The 25,659-nt window shown below is 61.5% G+C and carries 23 protein-coding genes; 12 read left to right on the top strand and 11 right to left on the bottom strand.

Annotated elements, in window-relative coordinates:
- The first annotated feature begins 21 nt into the window (after positions 1-21).
- The 7 genes from pqqF to ACVWSC_RS01950 all read left to right on the top strand — a co-directional run bounded on the left by pqqF (position 22) and on the right by ACVWSC_RS01950 (position 7,549).
- Positions 22-2,388, top strand: a complete 2,367-nt coding sequence (gene pqqF, locus ACVWSC_RS01980) for a pyrroloquinoline quinone biosynthesis protein PqqF (RefSeq protein WP_442111747.1) — start codon at positions 22-24, stop codon at positions 2,386-2,388.
- A 141-nt stretch (positions 2,389-2,529) separates the two neighbouring features.
- Positions 2,530-2,601: a pyrroloquinoline quinone precursor peptide PqqA gene (gene pqqA / locus ACVWSC_RS01975; protein ID WP_008365141.1), complete on the top strand. Its 72-nt coding sequence runs from the start codon at positions 2,530-2,532 to the stop codon at positions 2,599-2,601.
- Between the two features lie 67 nt (positions 2,602-2,668).
- The gene (pqqB, locus tag ACVWSC_RS01970; RefSeq protein WP_442111745.1) at positions 2,669-3,580 is read left to right on the top strand and encodes a pyrroloquinoline quinone biosynthesis protein PqqB; all 912 of its coding nucleotides are present in this window, start codon (positions 2,669-2,671) and stop codon (positions 3,578-3,580) included.
- 8 nt (positions 3,581-3,588) lie between these two features.
- On the top strand, positions 3,589-4,344 hold the full coding sequence (pqqC, locus tag ACVWSC_RS01965) for a pyrroloquinoline-quinone synthase PqqC (protein WP_442111744.1): 756 nt from the start codon (positions 3,589-3,591) through the stop codon (positions 4,342-4,344).
- Complete coding sequence (gene pqqD / locus ACVWSC_RS01960; RefSeq protein ID WP_442111742.1) at positions 4,341-4,616, top strand: pyrroloquinoline quinone biosynthesis peptide chaperone PqqD; 276 nt, start codon at positions 4,341-4,343, stop codon at positions 4,614-4,616. The genes pqqC and pqqD overlap by 4 nt, the downstream gene beginning before the upstream one ends.
- Positions 4,588-5,748, top strand: coding sequence for a pyrroloquinoline quinone biosynthesis protein PqqE (gene pqqE / locus ACVWSC_RS01955; protein ID WP_442111740.1), 1,161 nt, complete (start codon positions 4,588-4,590; stop codon positions 5,746-5,748). The genes pqqD and pqqE overlap by 29 nt, the downstream gene beginning before the upstream one ends.
- Positions 5,714-7,549, top strand: a complete 1,836-nt coding sequence (locus ACVWSC_RS01950) for a S9 family peptidase (RefSeq protein ID WP_442111738.1) — start codon at positions 5,714-5,716, stop codon at positions 7,547-7,549. The genes pqqE and ACVWSC_RS01950 overlap by 35 nt, the downstream gene beginning before the upstream one ends.
- Before the next feature lie 80 nt (positions 7,550-7,629).
- Here the strand turns inward: ACVWSC_RS01950 and ACVWSC_RS01945 are convergent, their stop codons facing one another.
- Both ACVWSC_RS01945 and ACVWSC_RS01940 read right to left on the bottom strand, forming a co-directional pair.
- Positions 7,630-7,788, bottom strand: a complete 159-nt coding sequence (locus tag ACVWSC_RS01945) for a YqaE/Pmp3 family membrane protein (protein ID WP_003177654.1) — start codon at positions 7,786-7,788, stop codon at positions 7,630-7,632.
- A 143-nt stretch (positions 7,789-7,931) separates the two neighbouring features.
- Positions 7,932-9,212, bottom strand: coding sequence for an aspartate aminotransferase family protein (locus ACVWSC_RS01940; RefSeq protein WP_442111736.1), 1,281 nt, complete (start codon positions 9,210-9,212; stop codon positions 7,932-7,934).
- 158 nt (positions 9,213-9,370) lie between these two features.
- Between ACVWSC_RS01940 and ACVWSC_RS01935 the strand changes: the two genes are divergently transcribed.
- Complete coding sequence (locus ACVWSC_RS01935) at positions 9,371-10,294, top strand: LysR family transcriptional regulator (protein WP_442111735.1); 924 nt, start codon at positions 9,371-9,373, stop codon at positions 10,292-10,294.
- Positions 10,295-10,532: 238 nt separating this feature from the next.
- On the opposite strand, the gene ACVWSC_RS01930 is transcribed toward ACVWSC_RS01935, so the two are convergent.
- The 9 genes from ACVWSC_RS01930 to bioB all read right to left on the bottom strand — a co-directional run bounded on the left by ACVWSC_RS01930 (position 10,533) and on the right by bioB (position 20,873).
- Positions 10,533-12,311, bottom strand: a complete 1,779-nt coding sequence (locus ACVWSC_RS01930; RefSeq protein ID WP_442111733.1) for an acyl-CoA dehydrogenase C-terminal domain-containing protein — start codon at positions 12,309-12,311, stop codon at positions 10,533-10,535.
- A gap of 123 nt (positions 12,312-12,434) precedes the next feature.
- Entirely contained in the window at positions 12,435-13,718 is a 1,284-nt protein-coding gene (locus ACVWSC_RS01925) for a GGDEF domain-containing protein (protein WP_442111731.1), read from the bottom strand.
- A gap of 225 nt (positions 13,719-13,943) precedes the next feature.
- Positions 13,944-15,749, bottom strand: coding sequence for a phenylacyl-CoA dehydrogenase (locus tag ACVWSC_RS01920; RefSeq protein ID WP_442111730.1), 1,806 nt, complete (start codon positions 15,747-15,749; stop codon positions 13,944-13,946).
- A gap of 258 nt (positions 15,750-16,007) precedes the next feature.
- Entirely contained in the window at positions 16,008-16,304 is a 297-nt protein-coding gene (locus ACVWSC_RS01915) for a pyrroloquinoline quinone biosynthesis protein PqqE (protein WP_442111728.1), read from the bottom strand.
- A 107-nt stretch (positions 16,305-16,411) separates the two neighbouring features.
- On the bottom strand, positions 16,412-17,092 hold the full coding sequence (bioD, locus tag ACVWSC_RS01910) for a dethiobiotin synthase (protein WP_442111726.1): 681 nt from the start codon (positions 17,090-17,092) through the stop codon (positions 16,412-16,414).
- Between the two features lies 1 nt (position 17,093).
- Positions 17,094-17,918, bottom strand: a complete 825-nt coding sequence (gene bioC, locus ACVWSC_RS01905; RefSeq protein WP_442111725.1) for a malonyl-ACP O-methyltransferase BioC — start codon at positions 17,916-17,918, stop codon at positions 17,094-17,096.
- Positions 17,911-18,642: an alpha/beta fold hydrolase gene (locus ACVWSC_RS01900; protein ID WP_442111723.1), complete on the bottom strand. Its 732-nt coding sequence runs from the start codon at positions 18,640-18,642 to the stop codon at positions 17,911-17,913. Before ACVWSC_RS01900 ends, bioC begins: the two co-directional genes overlap by 8 nt.
- Positions 18,635-19,807, bottom strand: coding sequence for an 8-amino-7-oxononanoate synthase (gene bioF, locus ACVWSC_RS01895; protein ID WP_442111721.1), 1,173 nt, complete (start codon positions 19,805-19,807; stop codon positions 18,635-18,637). Before bioF ends, ACVWSC_RS01900 begins: the two co-directional genes overlap by 8 nt.
- A gap of 7 nt (positions 19,808-19,814) precedes the next feature.
- Positions 19,815-20,873, bottom strand: a complete 1,059-nt coding sequence (gene bioB / locus ACVWSC_RS01890; protein WP_442111720.1) for a biotin synthase BioB — start codon at positions 20,871-20,873, stop codon at positions 19,815-19,817.
- A gap of 90 nt (positions 20,874-20,963) precedes the next feature.
- On the opposite strand from bioB, the gene ACVWSC_RS01885 reads away from it, so the two are divergent.
- The 4 genes from ACVWSC_RS01885 to ACVWSC_RS01870 all read left to right on the top strand — a co-directional run bounded on the left by ACVWSC_RS01885 (position 20,964) and on the right by ACVWSC_RS01870 (position 25,631).
- The gene (locus ACVWSC_RS01885) at positions 20,964-21,701 is read left to right on the top strand and encodes a ComF family protein (RefSeq protein ID WP_442111718.1); all 738 of its coding nucleotides are present in this window, start codon (positions 20,964-20,966) and stop codon (positions 21,699-21,701) included.
- A 59-nt stretch (positions 21,702-21,760) separates the two neighbouring features.
- Positions 21,761-22,525, top strand: a complete 765-nt coding sequence (locus tag ACVWSC_RS01880; RefSeq protein WP_442111716.1) for a TOBE domain-containing protein — start codon at positions 21,761-21,763, stop codon at positions 22,523-22,525.
- A gap of 64 nt (positions 22,526-22,589) precedes the next feature.
- Positions 22,590-24,491: a PhoX family protein gene (locus tag ACVWSC_RS01875; RefSeq protein WP_442111715.1), complete on the top strand. Its 1,902-nt coding sequence runs from the start codon at positions 22,590-22,592 to the stop codon at positions 24,489-24,491.
- A gap of 165 nt (positions 24,492-24,656) precedes the next feature.
- Positions 24,657-25,631, top strand: a complete 975-nt coding sequence (locus tag ACVWSC_RS01870) for a serine/threonine protein kinase (protein WP_442111713.1) — start codon at positions 24,657-24,659, stop codon at positions 25,629-25,631.
- Positions 25,632-25,659 lie beyond the last annotated feature (28 nt).

Here is a 25,659-nt window from a genome sequence, read left to right as displayed (position 1 = left end):
TCGCGCTGCAACGGAACCGTCATGCCTAGCTCTGTGCAACACCTCACCCTCGACAACGGCCTGCAGGTCATCCTGCGCCACGCCCCGCAGCTAAAGCGCTGTGCTGCCGCAGTGCGGGTGCAGGCCGGCAGTCATGACGCCCCACGCGCCTACCCTGGGCTCGCGCACTTTCTCGAACACCTGTTGTTCCTCGGCACCCAACGCTTTCCGGTCGACGATGGCCTGATGCGTTACGTGCAGCGTCACGGCGGACAGGTCAATGCCAGTACCCGCGAGCGCAGCACCGATTACTTCTTCGAAGTCCCGCAAGCGGCGTTTGCAGGTAGTCTTGAGCGTTTGTGCGACATGCTCGCTCACCCGTGTTTCGATCTGCAGCAACAACTGCGCGAGCGTGAAGTGATCCATGCCGAGTTCATCGCCTGGTCTCGTAACCCACAAGCTCAGGCTCAGTTCGCGCTGCTTCAGAGCGTCTCCAATGAACACCCGTTGCACAGTTTCCAGGCCGGCAATCGCTACAGTCTGCCGGTGCACAGCCCGGCCTTTCAGGCAGCGTTATCGGGCTATCACCAGCGTTACTACCAGGCAGGACAAATGATCTTGAGCCTATGCGGTCCGCAAAGCCTTGAGCAACTTCAAGCGCTGGCACGCAGTGCTGCAAGCCGTCTCGCCAGTGCCGAGCAGATCGAGCGCTCAGCGCCGGTAAAACTTGCCGACAGCAGACTGGCGCCACGATTGAGCGGCCAGCAACTGGATCTGCTTCACGTCATTGAGCAACAACCACCAGGCCTGGATCAGGCCATCGACTACCTCTGCACCTGGCTCACCGATGCACGCCCCGGCGGACTGGTAGCGACGCTGCGCCAGCGTGGCTGGTTGCATGCAATCGACAGCGCCCCTCTGTACAGCTTTGCCGGGCAGACTTTGCTGCATACCCGGCTGAGGCTCAATGATGCTGCGGTGGCCGCCCCGGTAGAGGAGCTGCTGCAAGATTGGTTGCGGTTTTTCCGCGACGCCGACCGCACTTCGCTGAACCAGGAGTACGCGCGCTTGCAGCGGAGTCGCGCGCAGACTGCGAGCGCCCTGGAGCTGGCCTGCCGTGACAGCGCGGCCCGGCCATTTACAGGTATGGACAAGCAAGCTGAGCAAGCGCTGAACAGCGTGCTCAACGCACTGCTGCAAGACAGCTCAGCGCCAGGCACTGAGCCCTGGTATTTACCGGCCCCGGAGCCATTGCTCAACGTACAGTTCCCCGACACCGGCACACACCCGCTGCCGGCCGGCCTGACCGTGAGCCCGTTGCTACCCCCTGCGCGCCAGCACGGGGTCGTCTACATCCGCTGGCAGGTCTCGGCGGCGCTGCAGGATCGACTCTGGCCGGTGGTCAATCGAGCGCTGCACTCGTTGAAAGAGCGTGCACTCAAGGCTGGCGTCAGCGTGCAATTGGACACCAGCGACGCGTTCTGGCAACTGCGTTGCGCAGGCATTCCCGACACTGTCGTCTCGGTGGTCCAGCAAGCGCTGATGGTATTGCAACACCCAAGTGCAGCCGACTGGGCCAGCGAGCCTATGGGCGAGCCCGAGAACATGCCGATTCGGGTCTTGCTGCGCCTGCTGCCCGAGCACCTGTTCAGCCACAAACAGCCAACCTTGCCCAACGGCCAGTTGAACGAAAACGATCTGCAGCGCTTGTGGGCGCAGGCCCAGTGGCAAGCGATGGCGAGCGGTTTCGAGCCGCGTTTGCAACACGCGCTCAATGCGGCTCTGCAACAGGTTCCCGGACACCCAGGCAGTCATCGACCGCTGTCGCTAGAGGCGGTTCGTCGCTGGAAAGTGCTCGCGCCCCGCGCCAGTGAGCAGGCTCTGCTGCTGTTCTGCCCGCTAGCTGCCGCTGACGAGGCCTGCGGCCGCTTGTTGGCACAACACCTTCAGGGGCCGTTCTACCAACGCCTGCGGGTTGAGCTGCAATTGGGCTACGCCGTGTTCAGCGCCTTCCGTCAGCTACAGGGCTGTAGCGGCTTGCTGTTCGGCGTACAGTCAGCGAACGCCAGCCACGAACAGATCCTCAGCCATATCCATGAGTTTCTTGCGCCCCTAGCGTCTACCCTGAGGTGTAACCCCGAAGCCCGTCTGGCCCTCGCCGACCAGATGGACGAAGCGGTCATGAGCAATGCCGACGTCGCCGAATGGGCCTGGCAGGCCCAGCTGGCTGGCCGCGAGCGAGCCCGGCTGACGGAGCTGAAGGCAGCTATTCTCGGCGTAGATGAGCAGAAGCTGCGCCGATGTGCCGACGATCTGTTGCACGCCAGGCAAGGCTGGATTTGTCTGGCCAATGGCCCCGCCCCAGACACTGGCGGCTGGGTAAGCGAGTCATTCTTGTCAAAAATGTAACGACGTTTATCGCAGATTTAACCTTTCAGCACTGCAATTTTTAGTAAGATAGCGCAATCTTTGCTTTTAGAGCCCCTCCTGACGAGGGTGAACTAAATAAGTAGATGTCCAACCCCAGACCTATCCGGAAGGAGTAATCCCATGTGGACCAAACCTGCTTACACTGACCTGCGTATCGGTTTTGAAGTGACCATGTATTTCGCAAGCCGCTGAGTTCGCTTGCGTGCCAACGCCTCGGTCAGCCGGGGCGTTTTTGTTTCAAGACGCGGCAGGAGAGGCCATGTACATCCAGATTCTAGGTTCCGCCGCCGGTGGTGGATTCCCGCAGTGGAACTGCAACTGCGAGAACTGCAAAGGCTTTCGTGACGGCACCTTGCGCGCATCGGCGCGTACCCAGTCATCGATTGCCCTCTCCGACGACGGCGTCCACTGGGTGTTGTGCAATGCCTCGCCCGATATCCGCGCGCAACTGCAAGGCTTCGCCCCCATGCAACCGGCGCGCGCCCTGCGCGACAGCGGTATCAACGCAATCATCCTGCTCGACAGCCAGATCGATCACACCACCGGCCTGTTGAGTTTGCGCGAGGGCTGCCCCCATCAAGTCTGGTGCACCGAGATGGTCCATCAAGACCTGAGCAGCGGCTTTCCGCTGTTCAACATGCTCAGCCACTGGAATGGCGGCCTTCAGTGGAACCGCATCAAGCTGCAGGGCAGCTTTGTGATTGAGGCCTGCCCGAACCTGCGCTTCACCCCGTTCCCGTTGCGCAGCGCTGCCCCGCCCTATTCACCGCACCGCTTCGATCCACACCCAGGCGACAACCTCGGGCTGATGGTCCAAGACCTGCGCACGGGCGGCAAACTCTTCTATGCCCCGGGCCTTGGTCAGGTCGATGAAAACCTGCTGCAGATGATGGCCGACGCCGACTGCCTGCTGGTCGACGGCACCCTCTGGGACGACGATGAAATGCAGCGCCGTGGGGTTGGCACGCGCACCGGACGCGAGATGGGCCACCTGGCACAGAACGGCCCCGGCGGCATGCTGGAGGTGCTGGAAGGTTTCCCGAGGCAACGCAAGGTACTTATCCACATCAACAACACCAACCCGATCCTCGATGAAGATTCAGCCGAACGCGCTGAACTGGATCGCCGCGGCGTCGAAGTGGCCTTCGACGGTATGAGCATCACTCTCTAGGAGCCAACATGAGCGACGCCAAAGCACTGTCTCCCGCCGAATTCGAACAGGCCCTGCGCGCCAAAGGCGCTTACTACCACATCCATCACCCCTACCATGTGGCGATGTATGAAGGCCGCGCCAGCCGCGAGCAGATTCAGGGCTGGGTAGCCAACCGCTTCTACTATCAGGTGAACATTCCGCTCAAGGATGCCGCGATCCTCGCCAATTGCCCGGACCGCGAGGTGCGCCGCGAGTGGATTCAGCGCCTGCTCGACCATGACGGCGCCCCCGGTGAAGACGGTGGTATCGAAGCCTGGCTGCGTCTGGGCCAGGCGGTTGGCCTGGACCCTGAGCAACTGCGCTCGCAGGAGCTGGTGCTGCCCGGCGTTCGCTTTGCAGTCGATGCCTACGTCAACTTTGCACGGCGCGCCAGTTGGCAGGAAGCGGCCAGCAGTTCACTGACCGAACTGTTCGCCCCGCAGATTCACCAGTCGCGCCTGGACAGCTGGCCGCAGCACTACCCGTGGATCGATCCGGCCGGCTACCAGTACTTTCGCACGCGCCTGGGCCAGGCCCGGCGTGATGTTGAACACGGGCTGGCGATCACCCTGCAGCACTACACTACAGTAGAGGCCCAGCAACGCATGCTGGAGATCCTGCAGTTCAAACTGGACATCCTCTGGAGCATGCTCGATGCCATGAGCATGGCCTATGAACTGAACCGACCGCCCTATCACAGTGTCACCAGCGAACGGGTCTGGCACAAAGGTATCGCCTTATGAGTTTTGATCGCGCACACATCCCGAAATGGCGAGCGGGTTATCGCTTCCAGTACGAGCCCGCGCAAAAGGCCCATGTGCTGCTGTACCCCGAGGGCATGATCAAGCTCAACGAGAGCGCCGCGCTGATCGGCGGGCTGATCGATGGCCAGCGTGATGTGGCGGCAATCATCACCGTGCTGGACCAGCAATTCCCCGGTGTAGCCGAGCTTGCTGATGACATCGAGCAATTCATGGAGGTCGCCCGTGCCGAACACTGGATCGTCCTTGAGTGAAGTGCCGGCCAAACCGGAGGTCGGCTTGCCGCTCTGGCTGCTCGCCGAGCTGACCTACCGTTGCCCACTGCAATGCCCCTACTGCTCCAACCCTCTGGACTTTGCAGCCCAGGGCCAGGAGTTGACCACCGAACAGTGGTTCAAGGTCATGGCCGAAGCCCGCGAAATGGGCGCGGCGCAGTTGGGCTTTTCCGGTGGCGAACCGCTGGTGCGCCAGGACCTCGCCGAGCTGATCGGCGAAGGCCGACGCCTGGGGTACTACACCAACCTGATCACCTCCGGCATCGGTTTGACCGAAGCAAAAATTGCGGCGTTCAAAGCGGCCGGCCTGGACCACATCCAGATCAGCTTTCAGGCCAGCGACGAGCAGGTCAACAACCTGCTGGCCGGCTCGAAAAAAGCTTTCGCGCAAAAGCTCGAAATGGCCCGCGCGGTCAAAGCCCACGGCTATCCGATGGTGCTGAACTTCGTCACCCACCGGCACAACATCGACAAGATCGACCGCATCATCGAGCTGTGCATCGCCCTGGATGCCGACTTCGTCGAATTGGCCACCTGCCAGTTCTATGGTTGGGCACAGTTGAACCGCGTCGGCTTGCTACCGACCCGTGCCCAGCTGGAGCGCGCCGAGCGCATCACCAACGAGTACCGCGAGCGGCTCAAGGCTGCCGGTAATCCGTGCAAGCTGATTTTCGTCACCCCGGACTACTACGAAGAACGCCCCAAAGGCTGCATGAACGGCTGGGGCAGCGTGTTCCTCACAGTGACGCCAGACGGTACCGCGTTGCCGTGTCACGGTGCTCGCCAGCTACCGGTGCAGTTTCCCAACGTGCGCGAGCACAGCATGCAGCACATCTGGTACGACTCGTTCGGCTTCAACCGCTTTCGCGGCTACGACTGGATGCCCGAGCCGTGCCGCTCCTGTGACGAGAAAGAAAAGGACTTTGGCGGCTGTCGCTGTCAGGCTTTTATGCTCACCGGTGATGCCAGCAATGCCGACCCGGTGTGCGCCAAGTCAGCCGACCACGGCATCATCCTCAAAGCCCGCGAAGAAGCCGAGCACGCCCAGTTGAACATCGACGAGTTAACCTTCCGCAATGAGCGAAATTCCCGTGTCATCGCCCGTGGCTGAGCGCTTCAGCGCCGAGCAGGCTGTAGCCGCTGGCACCGACTTTGCCGAATTGCGGGTCGGTCCTCAGGGCTTGTTCTGGAATGAATTCCGCCCGCGTGATGGCGCCTGTCGGATCTGGCACTGGCGTGATGGCCAGGCGCATTGTCTGACCCCGGATGGCTTCAGCGTGCGCAGCCGGGTCTACGAGTACGGCGGTGGCAGCTTCTGCCTGAGCGACAACGGCCTGGTGTTCGTCAACGAGGCCGATCAGCAGCTCTACAGCCAGGACCTGCAAGGCGGTGCGCCCCAGCCCTTGACCCAAGGCACACGCCGTTACGGCGATCTACGCTGGGCGGCAGGCCAGGTTTTGGCGGTGGAAGAAACCCATGGCGCTGAAAGGGTTGAACATCGTCTGGTGGCCATCAGCGCACAGCAGCGAGAAGTGCTCGCCGAAGGGGCCGACTTCTATGCTTCGCCGACCCTGAGCGCTGATGGCACGCGCCTGGCCTGGATCGAATGGAGTCGCCCCGAACAACCCTGGACGGCGAGCAGGCTGCTGTGCTGTGAGCGGATGGAAGACGGCGGTTGGGGCGAGGCGTTTTGCGTCGCAGGCCAGCAAGGCCCGGCGCAATCGCTGCAGCAGCCACGCTTTGATGAACAGGGTCGCTTGTACTGCCTGTCTGACCGCAACGGTTTCTGGCAGCCGTGGGGGGAAACAGACCAAGGCTGGCGTGCACTTGCGGCCCCCCATGCCGATCACGCTGCAGCGCCGTGGCAACTGGGTGCCTGCACCTGGTTACCGCTGGATCAACAACAGTACCTGGCGACCTGGTTCGAAGGCGGCTTCAATCGCCTTGGCCTGTGTCAGGCTGACGGCTCACTGCAAGCGGTAGAAACCGAGTACAGCCGCTTGCGCTGCCTGGATCTGGATCAACACAGGTTCTATGCCATTGCTGCATCGCCCACCCGCCCGCCTGCGGTGATTGCCATCAACCGCGCGGACCATCATGTGCAAGTGCTGGCCGGCGGCACCTCGCCGCTGCCGGCCGAATGCATCAGCCGCCCGCAACCACTGAGTTACCCCAGCGGTGACGGCACCGCTCACGGTTTTTTCTACCCGGCCATGAACGGCAGCCAACGCCCACCGCTGATCGTCTTCGTCCATGGCGGGCCGACGTCGGCCTGCTACCCGGCGCTCGACCTGCGTATCCAGTATTGGACGCAACGCGGCTTCGCGGTCGCCGACCTCAACTACCGCGGCAGTACCGGCTACGGTCGGGCGTATCGCCAGGCCCTGCACCTGCGTTGGGGAGAAATTGATGTCGAGGATGCCTGCGCGGTGGTTGAGCACCTGGCCCAGCGCTGCCTGATCGACCCGCGCCAGGCGTTCATCCGCGGCGGCAGCGCCGGTGGCTACACCACGCTGTGCGCCCTGGCCTTCCATGATGTGTTTCGCGCCGGTGCCAGCCTCTATGGGGTCAGCGATCCACAAGCGCTGGCCCGGGCTACGCACAAGTTCGAAGGCGACTACCTGGACTGGCTGATCGGTGATCCGCTGGCCGATGCCGAGCGCTATCAGCAGCGCACGCCCTTGCTTCATGCCTCAGGCATCAAGGTGCCGGTGATTTTCTTTCAGGGTGAACTGGATGCGGTGGTCGTACCTGAACAGACCCGCTCGATGCTGGCAGCGCTCAAGGCCAATGGTATTCAGGCTGAAGGGCACTTCTACCCTTCGGAGCGTCATGGCTTTCGCACGGCGGCCAACCTGGCCCATGCGCTGGAAGAGGAATGGCGGTTCTATCAGCGGGTACTCACCCGGTAGGAGCGGGCTTGCCCCGCGATGCAATGTGACTGACAGATCGAGATCGCGGGGCAAGCCCGCTCCTACAGGATCACCAAAACCTAGCGCTTGGCGATGATATACACCGCATGCACGATGCCCGGAATGTACCCCAGCAACGTCAGCAAGATATTGAGCCAGAACGCACCGCCAAAGCCGACCTGCAGGAACACGCCAAGCGGTGGCAAGAGAATGGCGATGATGATGCGGATAAAGTCCATTGAAGCAGCTCCCTTTAGTGATGTACTAGAACAGACTGTAGCGCTGGCTCAGGGTTCAACCGATAAAAAAACGCCCCGGGCCAAAAACTACAGGCCCAGGGCGATGCGCAGGAACGCTAGACGGTTCAGAAAATTCGAGGGGCTCAGGCCGTGGCTTCACGACGCTGGTGTTGCTGCGCCGAATGCACCCGGGCAAAAGCCCGCGCCAAGCGCAGAAGCATTTCATCAATGTTGCCCTTGCTCACTGTCAGGGCGGGCGACAAGCGCAGTACATCGGGTTGCGGGGCGTTCAGCAGCAAGCCTTCCTGCAGCGCGGCCTTGACCAGTTCGCCAGCGTTGTCTTCGCTCAGTTGCAGTGCCCACAGCAGGCCCTGACCACGCACCTCACCCTGAGCATAACGACCGGCCAGGCGGCTCAGGCCGTCACGCAAGTGGCGTCCGGAATCCTGCACGTGCTCGAAGAAACCCGGCTCCAGCACGGTCTCCAGCACTGCCAGGCCCGCTGCACTCATCAGTGCATTGCCGTGATGGCTGCCTTCCAGCTCACCGGCTTCGGCACAGCAGGCGCTGCCCCGCGCAAGCAAGGCGGCCAGCGGCACACCTCCGCCCAAGCCCTTGCCCAAGGTGATGATGTCGGCGCGCACGTCGTAGGTTTGCTCGGCTAGCAAGGCACCGCAGCGGCCCACACCGGTCTGTACTTCATCCAGAATCAACAGGATGCCCAGCTCACGGCACAGGCGCTCGACACCCTTGAGGTACGCGGCGGTCGCCGGAATTACCCCGGCTTCGCCCTGGATCGGTTCAAGCATGATCGCCACGGTGCGCGAATCAACAGCCGCGTGCAGGGCTTCCAGGTCATTGAACGGCACCTTGCTGAAACCTGGCAGGCCAGGCTCGCAGCGATTGCAGGGCGACGGATCTGACGCCGACAGCGCGCCCAGGCTACGCCCATGACAACTCTGGCTGGCGGTGATGATGTGATAGGCGCCATTGCGATGCAGTTGCCCCCACTTGCGCGCCAGCTTGATCGCTCCTTCGCAGGCCTCGGCGCCGCTGTTGAGCAGGTAAGCCTGGTCACTGTCGGAGCTCTGGCACAGCAGGTTGACCAGTTTCAGCAAGCCACGGTTATGAAAACCGGCACCCGGGTTGATCAGCGCCTGGGCCTGACCGCTTAAGGCTTTGACCAGTACGCTTGGGCTATGACCGAGGCTATTGACTGCGCAGCCCTGAGTGAAATCGAGATAGGCGTGGCCTTGATTGTCCCAAAGCCAGGAGCCTTGACCGCGTACGAACACCTGCGGCGCGCGCTCGGTGGCAGGCATCAGGTACTCGCGAGACAGTGTGTCACGAGGCGCCTCGGTAACCGTTACCGGTTTGCGTTCAGCTACTACGGGCGTCGGGCGGCGAAAACTGAACAGATTCATGTTTTCAACCCTTTTGCCAATCCTATGTAAACAATATCGAGATACACAGTTTTCATCCCGCCTCGTGGCCCTGCAAGCCTTGTGAATACGGGATAGACTAGGCGCATCGGCGGCTAACAGCCATTTGGTTTTTCGAGCATTTTTGATAAGTATTACTTATGGATTTTCGCCAACTGCGTTATTTCGTCGCGGTCTATGAAGAAGGCCATGTGGGCCGGGCGGCCGAGCGCCTGTCGTTGTCGCAACCGGCGCTCTCACAGCAGATTCGCCAGCTTGAACATAGCCTGGATGTCAGCCTGTTCGAGCGTGGCAACAAGCGCCTGCTGCCGACCCTCGCCGCGCACACGCTGTACAACCATGCCTTGCCCCTGCTCGACGGCATGCAGCGGGCCCGCGAGGCGCTGCGCAACTTCAAAGGGCAGTCACTGCGCACCCTGGCCATTGGCGTCCTGCAAACGGTACGTCCGAGCCTGGTGCCGCAGTTGCTCGATAAGGTGCGCAAGGCACAGCCGCACCTGGTGGTGCAGATTTACGAACTGTCGGGCCTGGAGATCGAGCGGCGCCTGCTCAATGGCAGCCTGGACATCGGCATCAGCTATCTGCCGCCACGCCAACCTGGCTTACACGGCTTGCTGCTGTACGAAGATGAACTGCAACTGGTCATCCCCAACACTCATCCATTGCGTGAATTCAAGAAAGTCTCGCTCAAGCAGGCTGCCGAGCTGCCCATGTTGCTGCTCGGCGAAGAGTTTCAGGTGCGCCAGATCTGGCAGACGCAATTGGCCAACCTGGGCCGGCGGCCACAGGTACAGGCAGAAATGAACAACATGGGCGGGATTCTCGACAGCCTCGGCCACACTTCGCTGGCAACCGTGCTGCCGGGCCGCGCCAAGGAAGTGGTCGAAGACGATCAGGAACTGCTGTGGAAGCCACTGAGTGAGCCGCGCGTGCCGCTCAAGATTGGCCTGGTGTTCCGCGACGCACAGCGCCAGCAAGCTTCGGTCGAGCTGCTGCGCACCCTGCTGGAAGAGGAAACCGACCCTCGGCACCTTGGGGTCTCTCCTCTGGACGTACTGGGCTGAAGCCCTCTGCAACTTTTCTTCAGGCAAAAGAAAACCCCGCCGAGGCGGGGCTTTGCAGACTGTTTCCCTGACATCCTTTTCGCCCCACCATCCTGGCAGGAATCCTACGTGTCCGTGTTCTGTACAGTGCGCTTCCTGCGCGACGTCCATGTGTGAAGATTAGCTGTGGATCCAATCTTTCGATAGAGGCTAAAAGTCATCACGTCGTGTAAGCAAATGCTTACACGACGTGACTGGGTCAGAATTGAGCCGCATCCAGCAGGTACAACGACTCGCTACCTGCCTTCACCGAAGCGCTGAGCGAGTGGATACGCGGCAGCAGGCGGGCGAAGTAGAAGCGTGCGGTACCGAGCTTACTGGCGTAGAAATCGTCTTCGCCCTGCTTGGCCAATGCGGTGCGCGCCATCAGTGCCCACATGTACGCATAAGCGGTATAGCCGAATACCTGCAGGTATTCCACCGACGCGGCGCCAATTTCATTCGGATTGTTCTTGGCGCGGTCCAGCACCCAGGCCGTCAGGTCGTCGAGGTTGTCCAGCGCCGCATTCAGCGGTTTGACGAATTCAGCCAACTCGCCGCCAGCACTGGCAGTGAAGTGGCGGATCTCGTCGGCAAACAGTTTGTACAGTGCACCGCCGCTACCCACCACCTTGCGGCCCATCAGGTCCAGGGCCTGAATGCCGTTGGTGCCTTCGTAAATCTGGGTGATGCGCACGTCGCGCACCAGTTGCTCCTGGCCCCACTCGCGAATGTAACCATGGCCACCGAACACTTGCTGGCCGTGCACCGCCGTTTCCAGGCCGAGGTCGGTCAGGAACGCTTTGGCGACCGGGGTCAGCAGGGCGACCAGGTCTTCGGCACGCTTGCGGGTGCTGGCGTCTTCGCTGAACTTGGCGGTGTCAAGTTGCATCGCCACATAGGTGGAGAAAGCCCGGCCACCTTCGTTCAGCGCCTTCATGGTCAGCAGCATACGGCGCACGTCCGGATGCACGATGATCGGATCAGCGACCTTGTCCTTGGCTTGCGGGCCGGTCGGTGCACGGCTCTGCAGGCGGTCACGGGCGTATTCGATGGCGTTCTGGTAAGAGCGCTCGGCCGACGCCAGGCCCTGAATACCCACGCCCAGGCGCTCGTAGTTCATCATGGTAAACATTGCCGCCAGGCCTTTGTTCGGCTCACCGACCAGATAACCTACGGCTTCATCGAAGTTCATCACGCAGGTGGCCGAAGCCTGAATACCCATCTTGTGCTCGATCGAGCCACAGTTGGCCGGGTTGCGCGCGCCGAGGCTACCGTCCGGGTTGACCAGGAACTTGGGTACCAGGAACAGGGAAATGCCCTTTGGCCCGGCCGGTGCGTCCGGCAGCTTGGCCAGCACCAGATGAATGATGTTTTCGGTCAGGTCGTGCTCACCACCGGTGATGAAAATCTTGGTGCCGCTGACTTTGTAGCTGCCGTCAGCCTGAGGCTCGGCCTTGGTACGAATGATCCCGAGGTCAGTGCCTGCATGCGGTTCGGTCAGGCACATGGAGCCTGCCCAGACACCGGCGTACATGTTCGGCAGGTACTTTTCCTTGAGCTCATCACTGGCATGCGCGTTGATCGACAGGCAGGCGCCCGCGGTCAGCATCGGGTACAGACCAAACGCCAGGCTCGAGGAGTTGACCATTTCCTCGACTTGCGCCGAGATCACCTTGGGCATGCCCATACCGCCGTAGACCGGGTCACCGCCAACGCCAACCCAACCACCTTCGGCATAGGTTTTGTAGGCGTCGATGAAACCGGCTGGGGTACGCACGGCACCGTTGTCCCAATGGCAGCCTTCTTCATCGCCACTGCGGCTGAGCGGGGCGATGCTCTTGCCAGTGACCTTGCCCGCCTCCTCCAGCACCGCCAGAGCGGTTTCTTCATCGACCGCTTCGGCCAAGCCCGGCAATTGCGCCCACAGTTTGGACACTTCGAAGACTTCATTGAGGACGAAGCGCATATCGCGCAGGGGCGCTTTATAGTCAGCCATGGCAACCTCTCACACTAGAGTCGGGGGCGGCCCCACGGGACCGCGTCACTGTTATGCAGGCAGTGTAACCGAACAACTTTTGCGAGACATAGGGTCATCTAGCGACCGAATGGTCAACTTTAGTCACACCGTACGAATTGCCCCACGCTTGGCCTGATGACCATAAGCCATGACGCAGTTACGCCCCGCGCCCTTGGCGCTGTAGAGCGCCTGGTCGGCCGATTTGAGCACTTCGTCGGGTGAGCGGTGATCGATCAGACGCTCACTCACACCAATACTGATGGTGACCGACACGCTGGACGCCGCTGAGGCTCCGCGCCGTTGGCGACCCTGCTGATCGTCCTGAGGTCGGCTCTCCTGGTTACGCAACTGGATGTTGTAGTTGGCGATCACCTCGCGTACTGCTTCCAGATGCGGCAGGCATTCCTCGATGCTTTTACCGGCGAACACCAGCGCAAACTCTTCACCCCCGTAACGATAGGCGCGGCCACCACCGGTGACCTTCGACAACTTGCTCGCCACCAGACGCAGCACCTGATCGCCGACGTCGTGACCGTGGGTGTCGTTGAATTTCTTGAAGTGGTCGACGTCGGTCATCGCCAGCACATAATTACGCCCCAGGCGCTGCATCCGCTCATTGAGCGCCCGGCGCCCGGGCAAGCCGGTCAGTTCATCACGAAAGGCCATCTGATAGGCCTCGTGGGAAACCGCTGCGGCAATCATCAGCATCACCTGGCTGCACATGATGTTCAGGGTGAACGGCAGGATGAAGGTTTGCGGCAGCATCCAGAAAATCCCGATCAGGCCGACGATCTGCGCTGCATGCAGGGGCCTGGGCTGACGCAGGTACTGCACCACGAGCACCACGAAAGCAATCAAGAACACCGGATAAGCCAGCTGAATCAAACTCATCCACTGGCCATGCAGTGACGGCCAGCGAATCTCGGCCAACCAGCCCAGCAGCGCCTGGGGAAAACTTTGCTCCAGGCCCAGGGCGACACTGCCCACGGCCAGCAGAACGGCAAAGCGCGCAACCATGTCCTGGAACAGATGGGTACGTTCTTGCCAGGCACCGTAAAGGGCGAACATCAGCGGCAACAGCAAGCAGACCAGATGGAAAACAACCGCCGCATCTTCCCGTACGCGAGCGTTGTCACGGTAAAAGTCGGCCTGGGTATCGAGCAGGAAATAGGCGATGTACACCGTGGCCATCAGGAACAGCTCGCGCTGACGGCGATACACGGTGCAATAGGCACCACCCAGCAACAAAACCAGGGTAGGCAAAACATTGAACAGCGACGTGAAAAAGACGTTGAGGTCTTTCACATACGCGGCAGCGAGCCCAGACACCAGCAGACAAACTGACGGCAGGAAGTGGCTTGGGCGTACAGCGGATAAACGAAACAAGGGTAATCTCCGACCCGGCAGATCAATAATGGCATTGTGCCTTTAATGTATCGGCAGCGCACATGAATAGATGAATACCCTTTGTAGGAGCGGCGGTGCGGCGACCCGACTTGCCCCGCGATGCGATGTGACTGACAGATCGCATCGCGGGGCAAGCCCGCTCCTACCAGACCAAAAAAAAACGCCTGCCGGTGAGGGCAGGCGTTTTGTGTTACCGCAGCTAACTCAGTACGAGAGACCGAAGTGCTCTTCGTTCATGTCCATCAGGTTGTTGGCACCCGACAGCATGGTAGCAACGTGAGTACGGGTACGCGGCAGGATGCGCTGGAAGTAGAAGCGCGCGGTCTGCAGTTTGGCGGTGTAGAACGCCTCATCAGCAGTACCGGCAGCCAGCTTCTCGGCAGCCAGGCGTGCCATGTCGGCCCAGAAGTAAGCCAGGCAGGCGTAGCCGGAGTACATCAGGTAGTCCACCGAAGCAGCACCGACTTCTTCGCGGTCTTTCATCGCGGCCATACCAACCTTCATGGTCAGCTCGCCCCACTCTTTGTTCAGTTGGGCCAGCGGTGCAACGAACTCGCTGATCGCTTCGTTGCCTTCGTTGCCCTGGCAGAACTTGTGCACGATCTTGGTGAAGCCTTTGAGTGCTTCGCCCTGGGTCATCAGTACCTTACGACCGAGCAGGTCCAGCGCCTGAATACCGGTGGTGCCTTCGTACAGCATGGAGATTCGGCTGTCGCGTACGTTCTGCTCCATGCCCCACTCGGCGATGAAGCCGTGGCCGCCGTAGATCTGCACACCGTGGTTGGCCGCTTCAAAACCAACTTCGGTCATGAACGCCTTGGCGATTGGAGTCATGAACGCCAACAGCGCGTCGGCTTTCTTCTTCTCTTCTTCGTCCTGGCTGTATTTGACGATGTCGACCTGCTTGGCAGTGAAGTACACCATCGCACGGTTACCTTCGGCGAAGGCCTTCATGGTCAGCAGCATACGACGTACGTCTGGGTGGACGATGATCGGGTCAGCCGCTTTTTCTGGCGCTTTCGGGCCAGTCAGCGAGCGCATTTGCAGGCGGTCGCGAGCGTATTTCAGGCCGCCCTGGAACGCTACTTCAGCGTGGGCCAGGCCTTGCAGCGCGGTACCCAGGCGAGCGGTGTTCATGAAGGTGAACATGCAGTTCAGGCCTTTGTTGGCCGGGCCGATCAGGTAACCGGTAGCCGCGTCGAAGTTCATCACGCAGGTGGCGTTACCGTGGATGCCCATCTTGTGTTCGATGGAACCACAGCTGACGTTGTTGCGTTCACCCACAGCGCCTTCGGCGGTCGGCAGGAACTTCGGCACGATGAACAGCGAGATGCCTTTGGTGCCAGCTGGTGCATCGGGCAGACGCGCCAGCACGATGTGCACGATGTTGCCGGCCATGTCGTGTTCACCGGCCGAGATGAAGATCTTGGTACCGGTCACTTTGTAGGAACCATCGGCCTGAGGCTCAGCCTTGGTGCGCAGCATGCCCAGGTCGGTGCCGCAATGCGGTTCGGTCAGGCACATGGTGCCGGTCCACTCGCCAGACACCAGCTTGGTCAGGTAGGTCTCCTGCTGCTCAGGGGTGCCGTGCTCGGAAATCGTGTTCATCGCGCCGTGGGACAGGCCAGGGTACATACCCCAGGACCAGTTCGACTCACCGACCATTTCGCTGATTGCCAGGCCCAGCGACTCAGGCAAGCCCTGACCGCCGTGCTCGACATCGTGCGCCAAGCTCGGCCAGCCGCCTTCGACGAACTGGTTGTAGGCTTCCTTGAAACCGGTAGGGGTTTTCACGCCCGACTCGCTCCAGGTGCAGCCTTCCAGGTCACCAACGCGATTCAGCGGGGCCAGTACCTGTTCACAAAACTTGGCGCCTTCTTCAAGGATGGCATTCACCATGTCTGGAGTGGCGTCCTGGCAAGCCGGCAGGCTCTGATAATGCGCTTCGTAACCCAGCAGCTCGTCACGAACGAAGCGAATATCACGCAAGGGGGCTTTGTAATCAGGCATAGCGATGAACCTCTGCTGATGAATCCTGGATTGGGAGACCGACCAGCTCTTGGTGGCTTTCGGTCAAACAGTTGTTTGAAACATACGTTTACGCCGAAAACTTGTCAAGCATCAACCAGGAGACTCACCGGTCATGTAAAACTGCGCGTTTGTGCCGCTGAAAACCGGCACGAACGCGCAGCCAGGCGCCTGCCAGCAACGGCAAGGCGCTGATACTCAAAGACTAGTTGAAGGTGCGCGGCAAACGCGCCAGAAAGGTCAGGCGTAGGTGTCGATCAATGTGCCAAGCATTTCGTCGGATGCTTTGGCGACTTTGACACCCAATTCGACCTGATGCTTGCCCAAGGCCATTTCCACCGTGCTGGTGGTCAGGTCCATTTGCTGACTGCGATCGACCGAACGCAGGCGCTCGGCCTGATAGTCACTGGACTGGCTGGTGGCTGCGCGCTCGACAGTGGTGTTGGCGATCTGGCTGGCAGCCTGGTCGACCCGGCTCTGCCCGGCCTGGATAGCGCCCAGCCCTGCGTAGAATGCTGAGTTGCCCGAGATTTCCATGTCAAAACTCCATGATGCTGAAGGCGAACAGCACTTATTGAAGCAGACCCACCGATAAAAGGCCCGTTGAAAACGCTAATAGCATGTTGCCATGCAATAGACTCAGGCTAGTCCAGCAGGTCCAACTGCAAGTGTTCCGCCACCGCTTCGGCGCTTGCCTGCTTGAGTTTTGGTACCCGTCCCAGGCACGGCGCGGGCAACCGCTCGGCCAGACTGGCGAGGTTCTCTTCAAGACGCGAGGTGCGCGGGTCGACAATGTTGGCCACCCAGCCGGCCAGCTGCAAACCATCCCGAGCAATGGCTTCAGCACTGAGTAAGGCATGGTTGATACACCCAAGACGCACACCCACCACCAGAATGACCGGCAGCTTCAAGGCAATCGCCAGGTCCGACAAGTTAGCCTGATCAGACAGCGGCACGCGCCAGCCTCCGGCGCCTTCGATCAAGGTGAAGTCAGCACCTTGGGCAAGTACCTGTTGCATGGGCTTGAGCAACGCCTGAACACTCAGCGCGACCCCCGCCTCACGGGCAGCCAGATGCGGGGCAATCGCCGGTTCAAACGCGAAGGGATTGACCTGGTCGTACGGCAGCTTGATCGAACTCTGTGCAATCAGCGCCAGCGCATCATCGTTGCGCAGGCCTTTGTTGGTAGCCGCGCACCCCGAAGCCACCGGCTTGGCGCCCAAGGTACTCAGTCCTACCAACTGCGCTGCATGCAGCAACCCGGCAGCCACCGTGGTTTTGCCGACGTCAGTGTCGGTCCCGGCGATGAAATAGGCTGGGCTCATCTCAATTCCCTTCTGTCAGCGGCTTTTGCAGTACACCGTAGACTACTTGATAGGTGGCGGGCAGCCCTGGCGCTTGGCGAAACTGCTCATAAGCCTGCAACAGCCCCTGCATGCGCGCCCGACCGGTCAGCCCGGCTGGGCGCCCCGGGTTGATATTGTGCGCGCCGAGGGCCTTGAGCTCATGGGTCAGGCTACGAACATCGGGGTAATACAGCACATGAGGACGCGCCTGCAGGCTCACCACGCGTAATTCACTGTGCGCACACAAGCGCTGGTAGTCCTGCAACTGACGGAAGCGATTGACATGCACCAGGCCATCGACCGCCTGCCAGCTCTCGCGCAGCTCATGCAATGTTCCTGCACAGAGGCTGGCAAACGCCAGCACACCACCCGGCTGCAGCACGCGAAAGGCCTCATCGAGCACCGCGCGAAAATCGCTGCACCACTGCACCGCCAGGCTGGTGAAGATCAGATCGACACTGGCGCTGTGCAGGGGCAAACGCTCGGCATCACCGGCCACATAGTGGTGTGCGCCCTCTTGCCCGCGCGCGTGCTGGAGCATGCCTTCGGCGATGTCCACGGCAACGCCGGCGGCCTGTGGAAAACGGCTGCGCAGGGCTCGGCTGAAATAGCCGGTGCCGCTGCCCAGGTCGAGCCAGCGCTGCGGCTCGACGCTGTCGGGCAATTGCTCAAGCAATGCGCTGCCCACTGCGCGTTGCAGCTCGGCAACGCTGTCGTAACTGGCGGCCGCACGCGAGAACGAGGCGGCGACCTGACGCTTGTCGGGCAAGGCACCGGGCAGGCCCGGCAGAGAAAGATCAGTCATCGCCACTCTCATGTACAAAGGCCTTTATGGCTGCCGCCAACTCATGAGGTGTTTCCATCACAAAACCATGAGCACTGTCTTCCAGCAGCCCGACTTCCACGTCGGGCAGTTCTTCTAGCAATACCCCGGCAACTTCTGCCGGTACCAGCCCGTCACGGCCAGCGAACAGGTGCAATTGCGGGCCGCCATAGGCCTGCAGCGCAGCGCGGGTGTCGAGCTTGCCCAAGACCTCAAGCCCGGCCACCAGTTGCTCGGGAGCAGGCTCCGGCAGGCTGGCGCCGAGTAAGCGGGCCAGGCTGCGAGGCTCTTCGGCGCCCTGGCTGCACAAGGAAATGAAGCGTTTCAAGGTCACCTGGGTGTGGTAGCGGCAACCCTCGAGAAAGGTCTGGAAGGTGTCCGGCGCCATTCCGTGCGGCCAATCGGGGCGGCTGATAAAGCTGAGGTTGCTGCCCAGGGTGATCAGCCCACAGCAGTCATCACCACGGCGCGCCGCCAGCTCGGCAGCCAGCATGCCGCCCAGCGACCAGCCGCCGAGCCAGGCATTGCGCGGCAATTGCCCATCGAGCTTGTCGAGCCAGTCCTTCGGCTCGCTCGACACCAGAGTGGGCAAGTCATGAATCTCGACCTGCAAGCCGGGATCGATGGCGCGTAACGCCGCCACCAACGGCTGCAGTGCAGAACGTCCCAAACCCCAGCCCGGTAACAGTATCAGTCGATTACGCATCAGCAGGCTCCAGCAGCGGATAACAGTCGGCCAACGCATCCAACAATAGCTGCACCTGCGCCGCGCTGTGCGCCGCACTCAAGGTCACCCGCAGGCGCGCGCTGCCAGCCGGGACCGTCGGCGGGCGAATAGCGGTGACTAGCAAGCCGCGCTCACGCAGCATCTGCGACAGGCGCAAGGCACGCGCGCTGTCGCCAATCAGGATCGGCTGAATCGGGGTGAAGCTGTCCATCAACTGCAGGCCGATCTGCTCGGCGCCACTGCGAAACTGTTGGATCAGTGCGGCCAGATGCTCACGGCGCCAGTGCTCGCTGCGCAACAATTGCAGGCTGCGCAAGGTGGCACAGGCCAGCGCAGGTGGCTGGCTGGTGGTGTAGATATAAGGACGGGCGAATTGAATCAGGCATTCGATCAGTTCTTCACTGCCCGCCACGAACGCACCGGCCGTACCGCAGGCCTTGCCCAGCGTGCCGATCAACACCGACACCTGCTCATGGCTCAAACCGAAATGCTCGACGATCCCGCCACCGTTGCGGCCCAGGGTACCCAGGCCATGGGCGTCATCGACCATCAACCAGGCATCGCGCGCCTTGGAAGTTGAGGCCAGGGCTGGCAGGTCGGCGATGTCGCCATCCATGCTGAAAACCCCATCGGTGACCACCAGGGTATTGCCCACCGCCTTGTCCAGGCGACTGGCAAGGCTTGCCGCATCGTTATGCAGGTAGCGGTTGAAGCGTGCGCCACTGAGCAACCCGGCATCCAGCAGCGAGGCGTGATTGAGGCGGTCTTGCAGGACCGTGTCGCCCTGCCCCACCAAGGCGGTCAGTGCGCCCAGATTGGCCATGTAGCCGGTGGAAAACAGCAGTGCGCGCGGGCGGCCAGTGAGGTCGGCCAAGGCCTCTTCCACTTCGTGATGCGGCGCGCTGTGGCCAATCACCAGATGCGAAGCGCCACCACCCACGCCCCAGCGCTCGGCGCCAGCACGCCAGGCGGCGATCACCTCGGGATGATTGGCCAGGCCCAGGTAGTCGTTGCTACAAAAGGCCAGCAACGGCTGACCGTCGACCACCACTTCCGGGCCTTGCGGGCTTTGCAGTAATGGGCGCTGCCGGTACAGGTCAGCGGCGCGGCGTTGTTCCAGCCGCGCACGAAGATCGAAAGCCATGACCGCCTCAGGCCGAGGCGGCGTTGTAGAACATCTCGCTGCTCTTTTGTTCGATCAGGGCCTGTTCGATTGCGGCCTGGTGAACTTCATCGGCATGCTCTTCGCGCGCTTCAGGCTGAATACCGAGGCGGGCGAACAGCTGCATGTCTTTATCGGCTTGCGGGTTGGCGGTGGTGAGCAGTTTTTCGCCGTAGAAAATCGAGTTGGCGCCAGCGAAGAACGCCAGGGCCTGCATCTGCTCGTTCATCGCCTCACGACCGGCCGACAGCCGCACATGGGATTTCGGCATCAGGATCCGGGCCACAGCGAGCATGCGGATAAAGTCGAACGGGTCGACCTCTTCGGCATTCTCCAGCGGTGTGCCGGCCACTTTCACCAGCATGTTGATCGGTACCGACTCCGGGTGCTCCGGCAGGTTCGCCAGTTGGATCAACAGGCCAGCGCGGTCGTCCAGCGATTCGCCCATACCGAGGATCCCGCCCGAGCAGATCTTCATCCCGGCATCACGCACGTACGACAGGGTCTGCAGACGCTCGCTGTAGGTACGGGTGGTGATGATGCTGCCGTAGAACTCCGGCGAGGTGTCGAGGTTGTGGTTGTAGTAGTCCAGACCCGCTTCGGCCAGCGCCTGGGTCTGTTCCTGGTCGAGCTTGCCCAGGGTCATGCAGGTTTCCAGGCCCATGGCCTTGACCCCTTTGACCATCTGCAGCACGTAGGGCATGTCTTTGGCCGAAGGATGTTTCCAGGCCGCGCCCATGCAGAAGCGGGTGGAGCCGATGGCTTTGGCGCGGGCCGCTTCTTCAAGGACCTTTTGCACTTCCATCAGCTTTTGCTTTTCCAGCCCGGTGTTGTAGTGACCGGACTGCGGACAATATTTGCAATCTTCCGGGCAAGCGCCGGTTTTGATCGACAGCAGGGTCGAGACCTGCACGCGGTTGGCGTCGAAGTGCGCGCGGTGCACGGTCTGCGCCTGGAACAGCAAGTCGTTGAACGGCTGTTGGAACAGCGCCTTGACCTCAGCCAGGGACCAGTCGTGACGTGTTGTTGCAGTTGTGCTGGCGCTCATCGGCGGTTCCTTGTTTTAGGCTTTGACTGGCGCCGGGGCAGGACTGCCCGCCAGCGCATCACGGATAGCTCGCATAGTTAAGGAAGGCCGATGCGCTGTCAACCACCACTGAAAAGCATGGTTTACAACTGGTTAAATAATAACCATGCGTGCCTGCTCTGCGACGAACCAGCTGAACAGCCCTACCCGCTGTGCGTTGCCTGCGAGGCCGAGTTGCCCTGGCTCGACGATGGTTGCCAGACCTGCGCCCTGCCTTTGCCGATGCAGGGGCTGACCTGCGCTGAATGCCGCCGCAGGCCCCCGGCGTTCTATCGAGTTGAGGCGCCCTGGCACTATGGTTTCCCGTTGGACGCGCTGATCAGCCGGTTCAAGTACAACAGCCAGTGGCCGCTGGGTAACCTGCTGGCACAGTTGCTTGGCCGCTGGCTGAATCACCGTTACAACGAAGACCTGCCGCGCCCAACGCTGCTTCTACCCGTGCCCTTGAGCCGTCGTCGCTTGCGCCAGCGCGGTTATAACCAGGCCGCCATGCTGGCTCGCTGGCTGAGCGGGCACACCGGCATTGCCTGCAACGAACAGGTGCTCACACGCCTGCTCGACACCGCTGCCCAGCAAGGCCTCAGTGCCCGGGAACGCCAGCGTAATTTGCACCAGGCCTTCAGCGTGACAACCTCCGCCCCCATCGAAGGCCGCCACGTCGCCCTGATCGATGATGTGTTGACCACCGGCGCCACTGCCCAGGCGCTGGCCAGCCTGCTGCTCAAGGCCGGGGCCCGGCGCGTCGATATCTATTGCCTGGCACGCACGGCCAAGCCCGGCAGCGCTTGACTTGCCGTCAGGCTGCGGGCACTTTCGTGGCTGATACCGCCCATAGCCCGTGCCCGCACATGTCCCTGCCAGCCCTGCTCACTCAACACATCGTCCGCCGTCCGCAGCGCATCGCCTTGCTGCAGCACATTGCCGAACAAGGTTCGATCACCCGCGCGGCAAAAAGCGCTGGCATGAGTTACAAGGCTGCCTGGGATGCCATCGACGAACTCAACAACCTGGCCGCCAGCCCCTTGGTGGAGCGCAGTGTCGGCGGGCGTGGCGGTGGTGGCGCCAAACTGTCCGAGGAAGGTCAGCGGGTGCTGCGCTTGTATCAACGCCTGCAAGCCCTGCAGGCACAGATCCTGGAAGCCGCCGAAGATGCCAGCGACCTCGATTTACTCGGACGCCTGATGCTGCGCACCAGTGCGCGAAACCAGTTGCACGGCCGCGTGAGTGCCATTCAGGCCGAAGGCCATTACGACCGCATCAGTCTGGCCCTGGCGGGTAACTTGAGCATCGACGCACTGATTACCCGCGACAGCACCCAGCGCCTGGAGCTGACGCCCGACACCGCGGTGGTGGCGCTGATCAAAGCGGGCTGGCTGACCCTGCTCGCGCCGCACGACAGCCCGCATGCGGGCTACAACTGCCTGCAAGCCAAGGTTGAGCAGTTGCTTGACGAGCCGCTGGGGCCCACCGAAGTTCGCCTGACCTTGAGCAATGGGCAAACCCTGTGTGCCTTTGCCGAGCCTGCCTGGCTCAACAGCCATGCCGTGACCGCAGGCAGCGAGATTCGCGTTCAATTCCAGCCGTCCTACGTACTTATCGGAACGCCCTTATAAAAACGGACACAAAACCGTCATAAGTGCTGACTAAGGTGACTGCCAAACCCGCAGGAAGCCTGTCATGAACCTATTAGAAGAACACCAAACTACCGACCTCGAACAACTGGTCAGCCTCAGCCGCCGTCGCTTCATTGGCGCCGGCGCCCTGTGCGGCGCAGCGCTGTTTCTGGGTGGCAATCTGCTCAGCCGCAGCGTCATGGCCGCCAGCGTCAGTGCGGCCAACAGCAGCCTGCTCGGCTTTGCCAGCATCCCCAGCGCAACCGCTGACAGCATCAGCCTGCCGCCAGGCTACAAAGCCTCGGTACTGATCAGTTGGGGCCAGCCGCTGCACGCGGACTCGCCCGCCTTCGACGTCAGCGGTAACGGCAGCGCCAAGGCCCAGGAGCTGCAGTTTGGTGACAACAATGACGGCATGAGCCTGTTCCCCTTCGCCGATGATGCCAATCGGGCGCTGATGGCGATCAACAACGAGTACACCAACTACCGCTACCTGTTCGCCCACGGCGGGCAACCGGCCTCTGCCGAAGAGGTGCACAAGGCGCAGGCTGCCGAAGGCGTATCGGTGATTGAAGTGCGGCGCAACAACGGTCAGTGGCAGTTCGTTCAGGGCTCGCCCTACAACCGGCGTATCCACGGCAACTCGCCGATTCGCGTCAGTGGCCCGGCGGCCGGTGATGCCTGGCTGAAAACCGCAGCCGACAACAGCGGGCGCAAGGTGCTCGGCACCTTCCAGAACTGCGCCAATGGCAAAACCCCGTGGGGCACCTACCTGACCTGCGAAGAAAACTTCACCGACTGCTTCGGCAGCAGCGATCCGGCTCAGGTGTTTGATGCCGGGCAAAAACGCTATGGCGCCTCGGTGACCGGCAAGGAAGTGGGCTGGCATCAGCACGATCCGCGCTTTGACCTGGCCAAGAACCCCAACGAACTCAACCGGCATGGCTGGGTGGTAGAGATCGATCCCTTCGACCCGGACTCGACACCGGTCAAGCGCACTGCCCTAGGCCGCTTCAAGCACGAAAACGCTGGGCTTGGCGAAACCCGCGATGGCCGCGCCGTGGTGTACATGGGCGATGATGAGCGTGGTGAGTTCATCTACAAATTCGTCAGCCGTGACCGCATTGACCACAAAAACCCCAGCGCCAACCGCAACCTGCTCGATCACGGCACTTTGTATGTCGCGCGCTTCGACGACGGCGACAGCAACGCCGACCATCCGCGCGGCAAAGGCCAGTGGCTTGAGCTGACCCACGGCAAGAATGGCCTGAATGCTGCCAACGGTTTTGCCAGCCAGGCCCAGGTGTTGATCCACGCGCGCCTGGCTGCCAGCCTGCTCAAGGCCACCCGCATGGACCGCCCGGAATGGATCGTGGTCAGCCCCAAGGACGGCCAGATCTATTGCACCCTGACCAACAACGTCAAACGCGGCGAAGAAGGCCAACCGGTGGGCGGCCCCAACCCACGCGAGAAGAACCTCTACGGGCAGATTCTGCGCTGGCGCGAAAGCGAAGATGATCATGGCGCCATGAGCTTTGATTGGGACCTGTTCGTGGTGGCCGGCAACCCTGCGGTCCACCCCGGCGATGCCAAGGGCGGCTCCAGCAACATCACCCCGCAGAACATGTTCAACAGCCCCGACGGCCTGGGCTTCGATGCTGCGGGCCGGCTGTGGATTCTCACTGACGGTGATTACAGCAACGCTGGCGAATTCGCCGGCATGGGCAACAACCAGATGCTCTGTGCCGACCCGGTCAGCGGCGAGATTCGTCGCTTTATGGTGGGCCCGGTGGGTTGCGAGGTGACCGGTATCGCCTTTGCGCCTGATCAACGCACCTTGTTCGTGGGGATTCAGCATCCGGGTGAAACCGGCGGCTCGACCTTCCCCGAGCACCTGCCCAATGGCAAACCACGCTCCTCGGTAATGGCCATCGTCCGCGAAGACGGCGGCATCGTCGGCGCCTGACAAAACGGTCGGGCAACTGTCTTACACCGCCTGTGGGAGCGGGCTTGCCCCGCGATAGCGATCTATCTGATACACCGCTATCGCAGGGCAAGTCGGGTCGCCGCACCGCCGCACCTACAGGCTGTTGTGCGATACCATGCAGGCAACCGCACAGCAGGAGCCGACATGTCTCATCCTTTCGACACACTCACCCCCGATCTGGTCCTCGACGCGGTGGAGAGTATCGGCTTTCTCAGCGACGCCCGCGTTCTGGCACTCAACAGCTATGAGAACCGTGTCTATCAGGTAGGCATCGAAGACGCTGAACCACTGATCGCCAAGTTCTATCGCCCCGACCGCTGGACTGATGCAGCGATTCTCGAAGAACATGCCTTCACCGCCGAGCTGGCCGAATGTGAAGTCCCGGTAGTGGCGCCACTTATCCACAACGGCACGACACTGTTCGAACACAGCGGCTTTCGTTTCACCCTGTTCCCACGCCGCGGCGGCCGCGCGCCAGAGCCTGGCAACCTGGATCAGCTCTATCGCCTGGGTCAGTTGCTCGGTCGCCTGCATGCAGTCGGCGCAACCCGCCCGTTCGAGCACCGCGAAGCGCTGGCAGTGGATAACTTCGGTCACGCCTCGCTCAATACCCTGCTTGAAGGCAACTTTGTACCGAAAAGCCTGCTGCCCGCTTTCGAGTCCGTCGCCCGCGACCTGCTCAAGCGCGTCGAAGCCATCTATGCCAACACCCCGCACCAGATCATTCGACTGCATGGTGACTGCCATCCCGGCAACATGATGTGCCGCGATGAGGTGTTCCACATTGTCGACCTCGACGATTGCCGCATGGGCCCGGCCGTTCAGGACCTGTGGATGATGTTGGCCGGCAGCCGTCAGGAGCGTCTGGGCCAGCTGGCCGAACTGATGGACGGTTACAACGAATTCCACGATTTCGACCCACGTGAGCTGGCCCTGATCGAACCACTACGCGCCCTGCGCCTGCTGCACTACAGCGCCTGGCTGGCACGCCGCTGGGACGATCCGGCGTTTCCACGCAGCTTCCCGTGGTTCGGCCAGGAACGCTATTGGGGCGACCAGATTCTCGCCCTGCGCGAGCAGATGGCGGCACTGGATGAAGAACCGCTGAAATTGTTCTGAAGCGCGGGCAAGTCTGTCTACAATAGCG

The organism is Pseudomonas sp. NUPR-002, assembly GCF_056322725.1.
Note: the sequence above shows the minus strand (reverse complement) of the source record. Positions and strands in the feature narration are given on the sequence as shown.

Coding starts and splice junctions, on each gene's coding strand:
- pqqF (WP_442111747.1), top strand. CDS start 22: ATGCCTAGCTCTGTGCAACACCTCACCCTCGACAACGGCCTGCAGGTC.
- pqqB (WP_442111745.1), top strand. CDS start 2,669: ATGTACATCCAGATTCTAGGTTCCGCCGCCGGTGGTGGATTCCCGCAG.
- pqqC (WP_442111744.1), top strand. CDS start 3,589: ATGAGCGACGCCAAAGCACTGTCTCCCGCCGAATTCGAACAGGCCCTG.
- pqqD (WP_442111742.1), top strand. CDS start 4,341: ATGAGTTTTGATCGCGCACACATCCCGAAATGGCGAGCGGGTTATCGC.
- ACVWSC_RS01950 (WP_442111738.1), top strand. CDS start 5,714: ATGAGCGAAATTCCCGTGTCATCGCCCGTGGCTGAGCGCTTCAGCGCC.
- ACVWSC_RS01945 (WP_003177654.1), bottom strand. CDS start 7,788: ATGGACTTTATCCGCATCATCATCGCCATTCTCTTGCCACCGCTTGGC.
- ACVWSC_RS01940 (WP_442111736.1), bottom strand. CDS start 9,212: ATGAATCTGTTCAGTTTTCGCCGCCCGACGCCCGTAGTAGCTGAACGC.
- ACVWSC_RS01935 (WP_442111735.1), top strand. CDS start 9,371: ATGGATTTTCGCCAACTGCGTTATTTCGTCGCGGTCTATGAAGAAGGC.
- ACVWSC_RS01930 (WP_442111733.1), bottom strand. CDS start 12,311: ATGGCTGACTATAAAGCGCCCCTGCGCGATATGCGCTTCGTCCTCAAT.
- ACVWSC_RS01920 (WP_442111730.1), bottom strand. CDS start 15,749: ATGCCTGATTACAAAGCCCCCTTGCGTGATATTCGCTTCGTTCGTGAC.
- ACVWSC_RS01915 (WP_442111728.1), bottom strand. CDS start 16,304: ATGGAAATCTCGGGCAACTCAGCATTCTACGCAGGGCTGGGCGCTATC.
- bioD (WP_442111726.1), bottom strand. CDS start 17,092: ATGAGCCCAGCCTATTTCATCGCCGGGACCGACACTGACGTCGGCAAA.
- bioC (WP_442111725.1), bottom strand. CDS start 17,918: ATGACTGATCTTTCTCTGCCGGGCCTGCCCGGTGCCTTGCCCGACAAG.
- ACVWSC_RS01900 (WP_442111723.1), bottom strand. CDS start 18,642: ATGCGTAATCGACTGATACTGTTACCGGGCTGGGGTTTGGGACGTTCT.
- bioF (WP_442111721.1), bottom strand. CDS start 19,807: ATGGCTTTCGATCTTCGTGCGCGGCTGGAACAACGCCGCGCCGCTGAC.
- bioB (WP_442111720.1), bottom strand. CDS start 20,873: ATGAGCGCCAGCACAACTGCAACAACACGTCACGACTGGTCCCTGGCT.
- ACVWSC_RS01885 (WP_442111718.1), top strand. CDS start 20,964: ATGCGCTGTCAACCACCACTGAAAAGCATGGTTTACAACTGGTTAAAT.
- ACVWSC_RS01880 (WP_442111716.1), top strand. CDS start 21,761: ATGTCCCTGCCAGCCCTGCTCACTCAACACATCGTCCGCCGTCCGCAG.
- ACVWSC_RS01875 (WP_442111715.1), top strand. CDS start 22,590: ATGAACCTATTAGAAGAACACCAAACTACCGACCTCGAACAACTGGTC.
- ACVWSC_RS01870 (WP_442111713.1), top strand. CDS start 24,657: ATGTCTCATCCTTTCGACACACTCACCCCCGATCTGGTCCTCGACGCG.